A 15,111-nucleotide genomic window follows, 5' to 3' on the forward strand; every position below is an offset into this window, starting at 1 on the left:
GGTCAGATCTCCTGGTGGGGTCGGTCGGGTGCGGTGCGGATCAGGTCCGCGACCGTCTTCGCCACGTGGTGGACGTGCGGTTCTTCCATGATCGTGAGGTGGTCGCCGGGTACGCCGACGACGTGGAGCGGGCCGTCGGTCATGTCCCCCCAGCCGTTGGTCGCGTCGGTGTGACGGCTTCCGGCCGCGCCGTGCATCGCGGTGAGGACGTCGGGCAGGGGTTCCAGGGCGCGGATCAGGGTGAGTTCCTGGTCCGTCGCCCGGGGTCGGTAGTCGAGCGCCGCCTGCCAGTTCGCCTGGTAGACGCGGAAGAGCCGGCGGATGACGGCTCCGGAGCTGCCCACCGGCAGCACCCCGGCCTCGGTGGCGAGGCGGGCGATGAAGTCGAACTTCTCCTCCAGCGAGGTCAGTTCCCGCGGGATGTCCTGGAGGGGGGAGTCACCGCCGCGTTCCAGCCAGAGCAGCTCCCAGAAGAACCAGCCCAGCAGCGCGTCGTCGTCGTGGCGGTGGCGTTCGCCCTGGCTGAGCGCCGTGGTGTCGAGAAGTACCAAGTGGTCCACTTCCTGGCCCGCCGCCCGCAGTTGGCGGGCCATCTCGAACGCGACGAAGCCGCCGAAGGACCATCCGCCGAGGGTGTAGGGGCCGTGCGGCTGTACCCTGCGCAGCGCGGTGAGGTAGCTGTGCGCGATCTCCTCGACGGTGTGCAGCGGCGTGGTGCCGGGGTCCGCGCCGGCCGCTTGGAGGGCGTGGAGCGGCTGGTCGTCCGGGAGGTGGCGGGCGAAGCGCAGGTAGCACAGGACGTTGCCGCCCATGGGGTGGACCATGAACAGCGGCGGGCGGGTGCCGTGCGGGCGGATGGGCACCAGCGGGTCGTAGGTGGCGACCGCGTTGCCCGCGCGCAGTCGCGCTGCGAGTCCGGCCACGGTCGGGGTCGCGATGAACTCGGCCAGCGGGATGTTCACCCCGTAGCGCTGCTCGATCTGGACCACCAGGCGCATCGCGGTGAGCGAGGTGCCGCCCAGGTCGAAGAGGCTGTCGTGGACGCCGAGGGTGGGCCGGTGCAGCAGGTCCGCGAGCATCTGCGCCAGGGTGCTTTCGTAGGCGTCGCGCGGCTCGTCCGTGGTGGCGTCGGTGGTGGGGGCCAGCGGGAGGCGGCGCAGGGCGGCGTCGTCCCGTTTCCCGCTGGGGGTCAGCGGGAGGTGCGCCGTCCATTGCAGGTGGGAGGGCACCATGTGGTCCGGCAGGGTGGTGCGCAGGTGCCGACGGATGTCGGTGAGGTCGGCGCCGGTGCCGTCGTCGCCCACGAGGAAGGCCACCAGGAAGCAGTCACCGTTCTCGTGCCGCCTGGCCACCACCGCGGCGTCGCGCAGGCCCGGGTACCGGCCGGCGAGGCCGTTGAGGGCCAGTTCGACCTCGGCCAGTTCGACGCGGTGGCCGCGCACCTTGACCTGGGTGTCGGCCCGGCCGGCGTAGGCGATCGTCCCGTCCGCCAGCACCAGGCCGAGGTCGCCGGTGTCGTAGAGCAGGTGGTCGCCGCCGGCGAACGGGTGCGGGACGAAGCGCTCCTTGGTGAGGTCACGGCGGCCTTCGTAGCCGTCGGACAGGCAGGCGCCGCCGAGGTAGAGGGTGCCGCGCGCTCCGGCGGGCACCGGGCGCAGCCGGTCGTCCAGCACATGGGCCTCGGCGCCGTCGATGGGGCTGCCGATCGGGGGCAGGGTGGGGAACGCGGCCGGGTCGCCGCTGAGGGTGAAGGCGGTGGCGACGTGGGTCTCGGTCGGCCCGTACTGGTTTTCCAGGACGGCGCCGGGCAGCGCCGCGCACAGTCCGCGGATCTCCTGGGTGATGCGGAGTTGTTCGCCGGAGGAGATCAGCACCCTCAGCGCCCGGGGGGTGATGTCCAGTGCCTGTGCGGTCTCGGCCAGTTGTTGGAGGGCCACGTAGGGCAGGAAGACCCGCTCGATGCCCTCGCGGTCGATGCGCCGCAGCAGACCGGGCATGTCGCGTCGTTCGGCGTCGCTCATCAGGTGCAGGGTGCCGCCGGAGCACAGGGTGGAGAAGATCTCCTGGAAGGAGACGTCGAAGCTGAGCGGCGCGTACTGCAGGGTGGCGCCGCCCGGGACTCCGGTGACGGCCCGGGTCTGCCAGGCGACGAGGTTGGCCAGGGCGCGGTGCGGCATGGTCACGCCCTTGGGCCGGCCGGTGGAGCCGGAGGTGAACAGCACATACGCGGTGCTGTCGGCGGGGACGTGGGACGGAAGGTCCACGACCGGGTCCGGGGCCGGTTCGGTCGTCGACTCGGCGGGCAGCAGCAGCGCGGGGTCGGGGAGGAGGTGGGCATGGGCGGCGTGGGCGATGACGCGGAAGGGCCGGGCCTGTTCGAGCATGTGGGCCAGCCGCTGGGCGGGGTAGCCGACGTCGAGCGGCACCACGGCCGCACCGGCTCGCAGCACGCCCAGGATGACGGCGATCGTCCGGGGTGACCGGTCCATGGCGATGCCGATGCGGGCCTGGGGCGGGGCGCCGAGTGCGCGCAGGTTGCGGGCCACCGTGTCGGCCGTCCGGGCCAGTTGGGCGTAGCTCCACCGCTCCTCCCCCCTCACCAGGGCCGTCGCCTGCGGGGTGCGGGTAGCCTGTTGGATGAAGCGGTCGACGACGGTGGGGTGGGGCGTGGCCGGCGCGAGTGCCGGCCGGTCGGCGAGGAAGGCGAAGTCGGGCTCGGCGTGCGGGTCCTGCACCATCGTGCGCAGGATCCGCGAGTAGGCACGGGCGTACAGGCGCACCTGGTCGGCGGAGAGCGTGTCGCCGTCTCCGTCGATCCGCAGCCATACGCGTCCGCCGTCGGGTTCGGTGACCGCGTTGACCAGGAGCCGGAAGTTGGTCTCCTCCCAGGTGCGGAAGGACCGCAGGTGGACGCCCGGCAGGTCGAGGACCTCGGCCAGTTGGTGGAAGTGCACGTAGTTGAAGGCGGTGTCCAGGACGGGGCCGCCGTGGTCCTCCTGGATCGCGCTGAGCGGGTAGCGGCGGTGGGGGTGACTGTCCCATTCCTGACGGAAGGCTTCGCGTGCCACGTCCAGCCAGGTGGCCTGTGCGACGTCCAGGCGCAGGGGCAGGGCGTTGAGGAAGAGTCCTGCGGTGCGTTCGGCGTGGGCGAGTTCGGGCCGTCCGTGGGTGAGCAGTCCGGTGGTCAGGTCGTGGGTGCCGGCGAACACGGCGAGTGTCAGACAGTGTGCCGCGAACAGCACGGACTTGACCGGCAGGTGCTGCTCGGCGGCGAACTTCCCTAATTCTGCTACGAGTTCACCGGAGAGGTCGGCGCGGTGCGTGACCGGTTCGTGGTCGGCGGTGGGCAGGTGCGCGGTGAACGCCTCGATCTGCAGGGGTTCGCAGCCGGCCAGCTTCTCCCTCCAGTACCGTCGCGCCTGCGGGGAGGCCAGGGCGTCGCGCTCGTGTTGTGCGAAGGAGGCCGCGGTGGGCGGTTGCGGGTCGTCGACGGGGTCGATGCCCAGTCCCAGTCCGTGCGCGTAGTCCTGGAGGAGTTCCTGCAGGAGGGTGGCCACGCTTCCGCCGTCGAGGAGCGCGTGGTGGAAGCTGAGAACCAGCTCGACGCCGTCGGGCCGGACGTGCGCCCGGAAGAGGTACGGCGGTGCCTGGTCGAAGGCGTAGGCGTGGCGGCGGCGGGCGTCGATGTGCGCGCGGACCTCGGCGTCGGCGGCGGTGCCGTCGAGCGTGCGCAGGTCGACGACGTCCAGGCCGCCGGCCGTCCGGGAGTGGACGATCTGCAACGGTTCGGAGAAGCCGGCCAGGGCGAAGGTCGAGCGCAGGGCCGGATGGCGTGCCACCAGCCTGTCGAAGGACCGCCGGAAGACGTCCTCGTCCCAGGGGAGTTCGAGGGTGTACTGGAAGACGTCCTTGTAGGTGGCGGAGGTGGCGTGCCGGCGGCTGTGGTAGACCAGGCCGAGTTGGAGGCGGGTGAGCGGCCAGGCGTCCTGGGCGTCTTCCAGGCGGGCGCGGTCCACGCCGGAGATGAGGGCGAACGGCGCGAGGGCCTGGTCGTCGCTGGGCCCCGTCCGGCTGTCGACGCGGGTGGCCAGTCCGGCGACGGTGGGGTTACGGAGGAGGTCGGTCAGGGAGAACCGCAGTCCCTGTGCCTCGGCCCGGGCGCGCACCTTGAGCATGAGGATCGAGTCCCCGCCGAGGGTGAAGTAGTCGTCGTGGACGCCGACGGTCTCCCGGCCCAGCACGCCGGCCCAGATCTCGGCCAGGGCGGCCTCGGTGCGGTTGCGCGGCTGCTGACCGGTGGTCGGCGTGTCCTCGGGCAGGGGCAGCGCGCGGCGGTCGGCCTTGCCGTTGGGGGTCAGGGGAACGGCGTCGATGCGGACGAAGGAGGCCGGGACCATGAACGCCGGCAGCGTCCGGGCGAGCAGCTCGCGCAGGTGTGCCGGGTCGATGGCGTCATCGGCGACGTAGTAGCCGATGAGCTGGGTGCCGCGAGCGGGGGTGGTGTGGTCGGTGACGAGGGCGTCGCGTACGCCGGGGGCGGTGCGCAGGGCGCTGGCGACCTCGCCCAGCTCCACGCGGTTGCCCCGGATCTTCACCTGGCCGTCGATCCGCCCGAGATATTCCAGGGTGCCGTCCGTCAGCCATCGCGCGAGGTCGCCGGTGCGGTAGATGCGGCCGCGGGCGGTGAACGGGTCGGGGGTGAACTTCTCGGCGGTCAGTTCCGGGCGGTCCAGATACCCGCGGGCGACGCCGACTCCGCCTATGCACAACTCGCCGGCGACACCGACCGGTTGGGGCAGATCGTCGGGGCCCAGAACGTACAGCCGGGTGTTGTCGATCGGCCGGCCGATCGGGATCCGCTCGATGCCGCGGGCGGGGTCGCCGGGGCAGTCGTAGTACGACACGTCGACGGTGGCCTCGGTCGGTCCGTAGAGGTTCACCAGGCGCGGCCGGCACTCCGCATCGGGTGCGCCGAAGACGTCGTTGAACTGCTCGACGCGCTCGGGTGGCAGGGCCTCGCCGCTGCAGAAGACATGCCGCAGCGAGCGGGCGTCCGCGCGGGCCTGTGGTGAAGCCTGCAGCAGGTCGAGGAAGGGGGCGAGCATCGAGGGTACGAAGTGCACGACGGTGACGCGCCGTTCGCGGACGGTCCGCAGGATCTGTTGCGGATCCTGCTGGCCGCCGGGCGGCAGCAGGGCCACCGCGGCGCCCTCGACGGCCCACCAGAACAGTTCCCAGACCGAGACGTCGAACGAGACCGGCGTCTTCTGCAACAGGACGTCGCCGTCGCCGAGCGGATAGCGGCGCTGCATCCAGGCGAGGCGGTTGACGACACTGTGGTGCTCCACCATCACGCCCTTGGGGCGGCCGGTCGATCCGGAGGTGTAGATGACGTAGGCCAGATCGCGCGGGCCGGCGAGCGGTGGCAGCGGGGCACCGCCGGCCCGCAGCAGTTCCTCGACGTGCCGCACCTGCGCGCCCGGGGGCGCATCGGCGGTGGGTCCGTCGCCGTCCACGATCACCACCTTGGCGCGGCTGTCCTCCAGCAGGAACTGCACGCGCTCGGACGGGTAGCCGCGGTCCACCGGTACGTAGGCGCCGCCGGACTTCAGCGTGCCGAGGAGCACCGCCAGCAGCTGCGGCCCCCGTTCCATCATCACCGCGACCCGGTCGTCCGGGCCGACGCCCTCCTCGCGCAGGGCCCGGGCGATGCGGTTGGCCCGTTCGTCCAGTTCGGCGTAGGTCAGGGTCTCGCCCGTGGGGCCGACGACGGCGGTCTGCCCGGGGCGGCGGGCCGCCTGCTCCTCGAAGAGGCCGTGCAGCGTGGCGTCGTCCGCGTAGGGGACCTGCGGGCCGTGGCTGCGCACCGCGGTGAGGTCCCGGTGTTCGGCCGGTCGCAGCATCGGGACGGCCGTTGCGGGCAGGTCCAGCATGGCCACGCCGTGTTCCATCAGCGTCGCGAGGTGGCCGGCGACCGAGGCGATGGGCAGGTCCTCGTCGAAGACGTCGAGGGCGTAGTCCAGGTCGATGCGGACGTCGGCCGTGTCGTCGAAGTCGGACACGACGACACCCAGAGCGTCCTGTTCGTGTGAGGGGGCCATCATGACCGTCTGCCGTTCGACGCCCGGTATCGGTGCCGGCCGCGGCCACCGCAGGTAGGAGACCGTCACGTCGAAGAGCTGGCGGGGGCCTCCGGCCGACGTGGGCAGTTCGCGCAGGATGTCGCCCAGCGAGAGCCGTGCGTGGGGCCGAAGCGCACGGATCGCGTCCTGGGTGGCGGCGACCAGCTCCCGTATCGTCCGCTCACCGGGTGCGGTGAACCGCAGCGGCAGGGTGTTGGCGAACTGACCGAGGACGTCCTTGTGGTGGTCCGCCGGCCGATTGAGGAAGGGGATGCCGAGGACCACTTCCTCGGTGCGGTGCAGCCGCGTCAGCCAGATGCCGAACATGGTGGCGCGGTAGGCGAACGGCGAGAGGCCGGCGGCGCGGACCCGGTCGGCGAGATGCCCGTCGACGACGAACGAGTGGCGGCCGCGCCCGCCCCCGCCGGCCGTGCGCGGGAAGAGCGCGGGCGCCACGCCGGCGAGGGCCTCCCGGTGGAAAGCACGGTCGCGCTCGCCCTCGGCACCGGCACGGTAGGCGGCTTCCTCCTCGATGAATGCCAGGTAGGAGGACGACGTGCGAGGACCGGCGGCGCCCGGTCCGCCGTCACCCGTGGCCCGCGCGTAGTCCTCCAGGATCTCGTGGCTCAGCCGGTTGACGGTCCAGCCGTCGGCGACGATGTGGTGCGCCTTGACGTGCAGATGCGTGACGTCCGGGCCCTCCAGCAGCAGCGTGGCCTCGACCAGCGCGCCGCCCTCCGTGAGCGGCAGTGCCGTCGCCATCGAGCGCCGCATCCACTCGGCACAGGCCGCTCGCGGTTCGGGCTCGGATGTCAGGTCGACCCGGCCGACCTGGATGCTCTCGTCCGCCGCCACCCACTGCACGGGCTTGCCCGCGTGCTCCGCGAACCGCAGTCGGAACGTCGCGTGGCGGTGCAGTGCGCTCTCGACGCATGCGGCGAGGACGTCGTGGTCGATCGTGCCGCGTAAGCGTTCGTGGAGTACGCAGTTGAACTGCGGTGACTGCGGAGCCTGCGAACCGGCGGCCCAGATGTCCCGTTGATAGGCGGTCAGTGGGCTCTGCGGATGTTGCTGTGCCTGCGCCTGCGGGTCACGGGGGGCTGCGCCGGCAGCGACTGTCCTGTTCATGATCAACATCATGCCTACTCGCGAGTAGAACCGTGACAGGCGCCGACGTCGACCAGGCAAAGAGGGACGAGTTCACGCCAATCGTCACGAGCTCCCCCTACGCCCGCATACCGACCCCGACACCTCCAGGATCAGCACAGTGATCACTTCCGTTGGCCGGAGCGGAAACCTCGCCCGCCCACCCGGCGCCCCACCGGAAGTTGTCCGAATCCGCAACACGGGCAGGTGGCTCCACCCCTCCGACGTGCCAGGCTTCCCGGGGAGGGCTTGCCGCTCCGTCTTCGGGCAAGCTCTCCCCTCCCCTCCCCTCCCCTTCCCGGGGCGTCGAGAGGTGGTCGCGCGCGACCCCATCGCCCCGTTGCCCCGCCGACAAACCCTCGGGGCAGTCACCGCCCCGCGCCGTCACCGTCCCCCTGGCCTTCCTGTCCGCGGTCGCCGGCCTCGCCGCGCCGCATGGTGGCCGTGCGATGCAAGCGCTGCAACCGCGGGTGTCGCGGTCTGCGGTGCTCGGTGACCGCATCGCCGACCATGGCCGTCACCGCGTCCCGCAGCCCGTGCAGGGCGTGCCGCGGCGAGCCCGCGCCCGGGTCTTCGCGCAGCTCGGCCAGCAGCGACCAACACAGCGTCAGCATCACCAGCACGAACGGCAGCGCCACCAGGATGGTCGCCGCCTGCAGCGCGGTGAGCCCGCCGGCGACCAGCAGCACGGCCGCGACAGCGGCCATCAGCACACCCCAGAGGACGACCAACCAGGTCCTGGGGTGCAACGCGCCACGGCTGGTCAGCGAGCCCATGACCAGCGAGGCCGAGTCGGCGCTCGTCACGAAGTACGTCATCACCAGCACCATCGCCACCCAGGAGGTGACGGTGCCCAGCGGCAGACTGTCGAGCAGCCCGAACAGCGACGCCTCGGCGCCCTTGGCGACCGTCTTGGCGAGGTCGGCCCGACCGGTCGCGTCCTGGCGGATCGCGCTGCCGCCCATGACGGAGAACCAGATCATGGTCGCGCCACTGGGGACCAGCAGCACGCCGACGAGGAATTCGCGGATGGTCCTGCCGTGCGAGATCCGGGCGAGGAAGGTGCCGACGAAGGGCGCCCAGGACAACCACCACGCCCAGTAGAAGATGGTCCACCACCCCATCCAGCCGGGATCGGTGAAGGCGCCGGTCTGTGAGGCCATGGGGAGCAGGTTGCCGAGGTATCCGCCCAGGCTCGCCGGGATCGTGTTCAGTACGTACACGGTGGGGCCGGCCACGAAGACGAACGTCATCAGGAGGGCCGCCAGCGCGATGTTGAGCGTGCTCAGCCACTTCACGCCCCGGTGCAGCCCGGAGAAGGCCGAGCCCACGAAGGCCGCCGACAGCGCGACGATGATGACCAGCTGCAGGGTCCGGGAATTGGGCGTGCCCGCCGTCAGGTTGAGGCCCTCGGCGACCTGGAGCGTGCCGAGTCCGAGACTGGTCGCCGTGCCGAAGACGGTGGCGAAGACCGCCAGGAGATCGATCGCCGTGCCTGTCCGTCCGTTGGCTCGGCGCTCGCCGATCAGCGGGACGAACGCCGAGCTCAGCCGGTTGCCACGGGCCTTGCGGAAGCCCGCGTACGCCAGGGCCAGGCCGGCGACGCCGTAGATGGCCCATGGGGTGAGCGTCCAGTGGAAGAAGGAGTACTCCATCGCCGTGCGGGCCGCGTGACCGGTTCGGGCTTCGGCCCCGGAGCCGGGCGGTGGTGACAGGTAGTGCTGGAGCGGTTCGCCCACTCCTTAGAACATCAGGCCGATGCCCATGCCGGCGCTGAACATCATCGCGATCCAGGCGAGATTGGTGAACTCCGGCTCCGCGTCGTCCCGGCCGAGTCGGATCATGCCGAACCGGCTGAATGCGAGGACGACGCACAGCACCAGGAAGAAGTCGGCAGCCACCACGAAGAGCCAGCCGAAGTTGGCCAGCACCCAGTGCAGTGCGGCGTCCGACACGGCGGCGAAGTTGCCCTTCCCGAGCGACGCCCAGGCCACCACCAGCAGAACCGCCACCACGCCGATGGCCACGATCCTCGGGTCCGGGGGTTGGTCCTGGGGGTGGGGGTCGCGGGTGACTGGATACGTGGGCTCCGTGCTCATGACGCCCCACTATGGTCGGAAATCACACGATTCCCTGCGCTGGCGCGCCGTCCACCGGCGACTCCGTACCCGCACAGGCACCGTTCACGACTCCCGGTGTGCGGTCGAAGAGCGCGCCGAAGGCCAGCGGCGCGAGCCGGACGTGGTTTTGGTGGAAGGCGGGGAAGGTGAGGATGTCGCCGGCGCGCCCGCCTACCCGGATGTCGGGCAGGGGGCTGTCGCAGGGCGCAGCAGGGGCACGGCCGCGGTGGCCGCCGGGCCCATCCGGGCCCACGCGCCGGCCACGTCCGGACGGTTGTCGCGATGGGCCGACCAGGCGTGCAGCCAGCATCGCCACCCGCGCGAACAGGAAGGGGATGCACGCGACCGCGCTGTCGTAGACGTCCCCCCTGGTGGTGCCCCGCGCCGTACATGCCGTCCAGCGCCACCTCCCGCTCAGCCGCGTCCGGGGACGCCAACCCTCGCAGCGGGCCCGGAACGTCCGAAGCGTCGCCGTATGCATGGCCCATGGACGCCCCGTCGACGTCGTCGATCCCCGTGAACATGAACGCGCGTCTGCCGTACGCCACGGACGGGCCGTTGCGGGGCCGCAGCAGACGGTGGACACTTTCGCGATGTTCTCCGACGCCGACGCTGCCGCGCTGTACGACGTGCTGAACCCGTGGGACCCCGACGGGCGCCCCGACGACGGCTTCTACTTCCCGTTCGTGATGGGCGCCGAGTCGGTCCTCGACGTCGGCTGCGGCACCGGCGCCATGCTCCGGCTGGCCCGTGAGCGTGGCCACCGTGGCCGGCTGGTCGGCCTGGACCCGGACCGCGCCGCGCTGGACCGGGCCAGGCGCCGGTCCGACATCACCTGGGTCGAGGGCACCGCGGCGCAGGCACCGAGCGGTGCCGGCTTCGTTCTCGCGACGATGAACGGCCATGCCTTCCAGTGCCTGATCACCGATCATGACGTGCGCTCCTCACTCGCCGCGATCCACGACGCACTGCGCCCCGGGGGCCGTTTCCTCTTCGACACCAGGCACCCGCAGGCACGGGCCTGGGAGAACTGGACACCCGCCAACCCCGATGACATGGTCGAGATCGTCGACGCGGCCAGCCGGCCCCTGCGGTACGGACACCATGTGGACTCCGTCGTCGGCGACGTGGTCACCCTCCGCGGGACGGTCGCGCAACCGGACGGCACGGTGCTCCGGGTCCTCCACGACGATCTGCGCTTCCTCGATGTCGCATCGCTGGGCCGGTTCCTCGCGGCGGCAGGCTTCGACATCGAGGCGCAGTACGGCGACTGGAACCGCGAGCCGATCACCACCTCCAGCCGGGAAATCATCACCGTCGCCCGCCGCCGCTGAGGGGCCGCGGATTCGTTGGCACCAGCTCCGGCCAAAACGGCGGAATCCGCGTGTAGTTGACGGTGACGCCGTTGGCCGACCGCTGACAGTCGTGGGCCTCGTCCCACCGCGAGCGCGGCCGGGGCCCGGACCGGGCGCGTGGGCGACCGGTCCGCGCCCTGTTCGTCTCGCCGCTCCTGCGTCATGGGGCGATCGTTGGACCACGTGCCGTACCGGCGCTCCACGTACCGCTGCGCCCTCGTGGCCCTCGTGCCGGAGTCCAATTCCCTCTTCACACACCGACATCGGATACCACCGCGCCATGCCCGCAGGCGATCCCTTGGGCTCGGTCGGTGCGCGGGCAGGCGGGGGTCGCCGGCCCTCCGGCCGAGGTCGAAGGGCTCCCTCCCCCATGCGGGGGAGGCGGGTTGGACCTTGCGCACGATTCGGCGGAGCGGACTGCGGGACAGCATGGGGCCATGGTCACGTTTGAGACACCGACAGCCGCTGCCGTCTCCGAGACTCGGCCCCCCGCCCGTTGGGTGGTCCGAGTCGCGCACGTTGCGGCACTCACCGCTGTGCCGTCCGGGATCTGGCGGATCGCGATGGGGGTCGGCATACCGGTGGGATTCGACACCACGGGATGGGACATCCCCGGCTGGTTCAGCGCCATGTGCATCGCGATGAGCTTGGCCACCGAAGGGCTCACATTGCTCACACTGGGGCTGGTCAAGCCCTGGGGCGAGGTGGTGCCGGGCTGGATCCCGCTGATCGGAGGGAAGCGTGTCGCGCCGCTGGCGGCGGTGATCCCGGCGTTGCTCGGCGCGGCCGTTGTGATGCTGTTGACGATCCCCCGGGCGGGCGGCTTCGGAGGGGCCCACGGAGCCCCGACCGGGCCGGCGCTCGTCGTGATGAACGCCTGTTACGCACCCCTGCTGCTGTGGGGACCACTGCTCGTGGTCGTCACGCTCTCCTATTACCGGCGGCGCCTGAACTGAGCAGGCGCGGTCAACCCGTTGCGGCCCTGCCGGATCCCTATTCCGCCATCTCGGGCCTGTCGTCACCTTCCCGTCGTCGCCCGGAGGGCGGCCGCGCGGCGTCGGGTGCGCGGCGCTCGTGGGGCACGCCCCCGATGAAGCCCGAGATGTGGCGCGCTATCGAGATTTCATCGACATCTCACTCCCCCCTGTCAAGGTCACAGAGTAAGCACCTACCACACAAAGGGAGATGAACAGCCATGAGCGATGATCTTCTGGGTACGTACGACGAGACTCAGCTCATCGAGATGAGCCAGGAGCCGGAGCAGGAGTCGGCCCCCAACGCGAGCCAGATCGGGTGCAGCTTCAGCTTCTGTTTCCGCGACTGAGCAATGACATCGTTGCCCAGATAACTGCGGCATGACCGCCCGGCGGGGTGAGGGTCGGATCGTGACCCTCACCCCGCTGGGTCAGCTCGCATTGTCTCGTATCTGCGCGCAATGGGGTACCGCATTGCGACTTCTCCACGGAGTCTCCGTCCGGAAATCCGGCACGGTCCCCACCGGAAACTGGTCGACAACCGGTCACGTCACCGTGTTCCGAAGGCGGGCGCCGGTTCTTCTCTGATTGGCGAGCGAGCATGAGCAATCCGACTCTGGGCGTGCAGGCGTTCCTTCCCTTCTATCGGCACGTCCTTCCGCTGGAGACGTTCGCGGAGAACCTGGCGCCGCAACTCGCCGCGACCGTGGCCGAGGAGGACCGCGAGAAGGTCACCGCCAAGTTGTGGCAGGTGGCGTTGCATGTCGTGGAGGACCATAGCTACCGCACGTTGATAGAGCGCTTCCACCACTTCCGTACCGAGCGCGGCCTCCCCCTGGATCCCGGCAGCCGCACCGGCATCGATGCGTTCCGCCTCGCCTTGCGTCATCCGGACACCTGCGAGGCGGTCTTGGACGCGTACCCGGTGTTGCGGCGTCGCCTGGGGAAGATCACGGAGAACCTGCGAAAGGCGTACGCGAGGATGTTCGTCGCCTTCCGCGACGACCGTGCGCAATTGGCCGACATCGCCGGAATCGGCGCGCAGGAGACGATCCGGGAAGTGAGTCTGTCGAACTCCGATCCGCACAACGGCAATCAGCGGGTCATGTTCGTCACCACCACCTCGGGCGCGCAGCTGGTCTACAAGCCGAGGCCGCTGGCCGGGGACGCTTTCGCCCATGCCCTGTTCGAGGCCGCCGAGCCGTATTTGCAACACAGCCTCTCCGGTTGCGTTCCCGCATCGCTCTCGCCGGGCGGCCACGGCTGGCAGGCAATGCTGGCCACTAACCCCATGACCTCCGACGTGCAGGCGGGGCGCTATTTCTACCGTCTCGGGGCTCTGATCTGCTTGTTCGGCGCTCTCGGCGCCACCTATCTGCACGACGAAAACCTGCTCGCCTGCGGCGAGTTCCCGTGCGTGGTCGATACCGAGACGCTGCTGCGCGCCCACTTCGGTGCCGCGATGAAGGACACGCTCACCGACACGCTGGTGGAGCAGATGAGGCTCTGGCCGGCGTCCACGCTGCTGCTGCCGGTCAACAACCCGCACTCCGTGATCGATGTGATGCTTGCCGGTGTCGGCGTGCTCGGTGAGCAGAAGTCGTCGCTGAAGAACCCGACGGTCGTGGACCCCGAGAGCGACGGCATTCGGGTCGAATGGCGGACGTTCACCCACCGGCATTCCGCCAACGTCCCGTCCCTGAAGGGCGAACAGCTCGCCATCGGCGACTACTTCGTCGACGTGATGAGCGGCTATCGGGATGCCCTGGAATGCGTGCGGTCCGGCACGATCGACGCGGTACTGGGCCGGTTCGCGGACATGCCGGTGCGGTGCCTCATACGGGCGACGGAGGTCTACGCCCGCTACCTGGACGCCTCCACCCACCCGACGTATCTGCGCGACGAGAGCGAATCCCGCCGGTTGTTCGGTCTGCTACGGCGGTTCCACAGGACGCTGACGCCGGAACAGAACGATGCGCTGGCCGCCGCCGAGCACGCGGCCCTGGACACCGGTGACATCCCGTACTTCTCCACGCTCGCCGGCGACACCGACGTCTGTGCGTACGGTGGCGAGCCGTGGCCGTTGTTCCACCGCTCTCCCCTCGCCACGGCCCGCCGCGGACTGGCCATGGCACGAGAGCGCCATGACAGGTTCCACCGGTTCCTGGTCGAGGAGTGCCTCGGCCACATCGCCCCCGATGCCGGCGGGGTGTGGCGGCACTCGGTCTTCGGCCCCACCCTCGTACCGGCCGGGCCCGGCACCTGGGGCGGGCGGATCGCCGAGGTGATCGGCGATCTGGCGGTCACCAGTGGCAACGAGCCCGAGCACGGCGCCGGCGCCGGATGGATCGGCAGCATCGGCCCGGACCGCCATACGCCCACCATCAACCCGGGCAACCACGTGGCCTTCCACGACATGGGAGGCATTCGACGCGCGCTGGTATCGGCCGGGCGCCACAGCACCGCGCATGCCGCCGAAGTCGGCCTCCGCGAACTCACCGACACGTACGGCGAGCAGTTGGACGCCCTCCCGGAATCGGCGTTCTCCGGATTCGCCTCACAACTGCTGTCGATGCCCGATGCGATCGACGACGGCTGGCTGGACACCCTGCTCGAAAAGATCGCCAAGCGGGGCGAGGACCGCGAGGGCGATCTGTCCAACGGGCCGGCCGGTCCCCTGATGCTCCTGCTGTCCCGTATGGAGAGCGGCATCCCGGTGCGTGCCGCAGCTCTCGACGCTCTGGCGCGCACGGCCTTCGATCCGCACGGGCCCCAGCCCAAGGGCGCCGGGTGGGAGGTCGCGCACGGGCAACTCGGCGTGATGTGGGCCAAGGCCCGGGCCGGGCAGCTGATGTCCCATGGGCAGTGGCGGCGGGAGGCCGCCGAGTGGCTGGAACGCCAGCTGCCGGACTGTCGGCCGACGCTCGCCGGTTGGTGCAACGGCGCCGCCGGGGTTCTCCTCGCGGCCGGCGAGATCGGCCGGCGCACCGGGCTCGACGACCTGGTGCGTGCGCATGCGGAACGCCTGGTGCAGGCCGCTGTCGCGTTGCCCGACGACCGGCCGGTGGACCTGTCGGTGTGCCACGGGACCTCCGGGGTGGTCCAGTGCCTGCTCGCCGCCTCCCGCCATCTGGACGACCCGACGCTGATCGACCGGGCACGGTCCTACCAGCACCGGGTGCTGGCGCAGGCCCGGCAGACCGGCTTCTACGTCGGAGCGCCGGGGCACACCTCGCTCGTCGGCTACATGCTCGGTTGGGCGGGGGTCGCGGACAGCGACCTGATGCTCAACACCCCTGAGCTGCCCAACGGGGCTCCGACCGCCTTCCTGTGCTAGGCGGCCGGTGGTCGCGGCCCGTCCCGGCGTCCGCGCGGGCCGACCGGGACACGCCCG

The 15,111-nt window shown here is 70.8% G+C and carries 6 protein-coding genes and 2 pseudogenes; 4 read left to right on the forward strand and 4 right to left on the reverse strand.

Translation table 11 applies throughout. From position 1 onward, the window contains the following. Positions 1-2 precede the first annotated feature (2 nt). From MOV08_RS01905 to MOV08_RS01920, 4 genes and pseudogenes are all read right to left on the reverse strand, one after another. Entirely contained in the window at positions 3-7,250 is a 7,248-nt protein-coding gene (locus MOV08_RS01905) for an amino acid adenylation domain-containing protein (protein ID WP_275305900.1), read from the reverse strand. 386 nt (positions 7,251-7,636) lie between these two features. After that, a pseudogene (locus tag MOV08_RS01910) lies at positions 7,637-9,367 on the reverse strand (BCCT family transporter). A 22-nt stretch (positions 9,368-9,389) separates the two neighbouring features. Further along, on the reverse strand, positions 9,390-9,641 hold the full coding sequence (locus MOV08_RS01915) for a hypothetical protein (protein WP_275312059.1): 252 nt from the start codon (positions 9,639-9,641) through the stop codon (positions 9,390-9,392). A gap of 60 nt (positions 9,642-9,701) precedes the next feature. Further along, positions 9,702-9,912: pseudogene (locus tag MOV08_RS01920) on the reverse strand (HEAT repeat domain-containing protein); the annotation flags it as partial. 69 nt (positions 9,913-9,981) lie between these two features. Between MOV08_RS01920 and MOV08_RS01925 the strand changes: the two are divergent. The 4 genes from MOV08_RS01925 (at position 9,982) to lanM (ending at position 15,054) form a co-directional block, all read left to right on the forward strand. Continuing rightward, positions 9,982-10,722 (forward strand): class I SAM-dependent methyltransferase, encoded by a 741-nt coding sequence (locus MOV08_RS01925; RefSeq protein ID WP_275305901.1) that lies wholly within the window; start codon positions 9,982-9,984, stop codon positions 10,720-10,722. A gap of 557 nt (positions 10,723-11,279) precedes the next feature. Beyond that, positions 11,280-11,699: a hypothetical protein gene (locus MOV08_RS01930; protein ID WP_275305902.1), complete on the forward strand. Its 420-nt coding sequence runs from the start codon at positions 11,280-11,282 to the stop codon at positions 11,697-11,699. 239 nt (positions 11,700-11,938) lie between these two features. Further along, entirely contained in the window at positions 11,939-12,067 is a 129-nt protein-coding gene (locus tag MOV08_RS01935; RefSeq protein WP_268254004.1) for a hypothetical protein, read from the forward strand. A gap of 251 nt (positions 12,068-12,318) precedes the next feature. Next, the gene (gene lanM, locus MOV08_RS01940) at positions 12,319-15,054 is read left to right on the forward strand and encodes a type 2 lanthipeptide synthetase LanM (protein WP_275305903.1); all 2,736 of its coding nucleotides are present in this window, start codon (positions 12,319-12,321) and stop codon (positions 15,052-15,054) included. Positions 15,055-15,111 lie beyond the last annotated feature (57 nt).

Source organism: Streptomyces yunnanensis (assembly GCF_029011865.1).
Classification (GTDB): Bacteria; Actinomycetota; Actinomycetes; order Streptomycetales; family Streptomycetaceae; genus Streptomyces; species Streptomyces yunnanensis.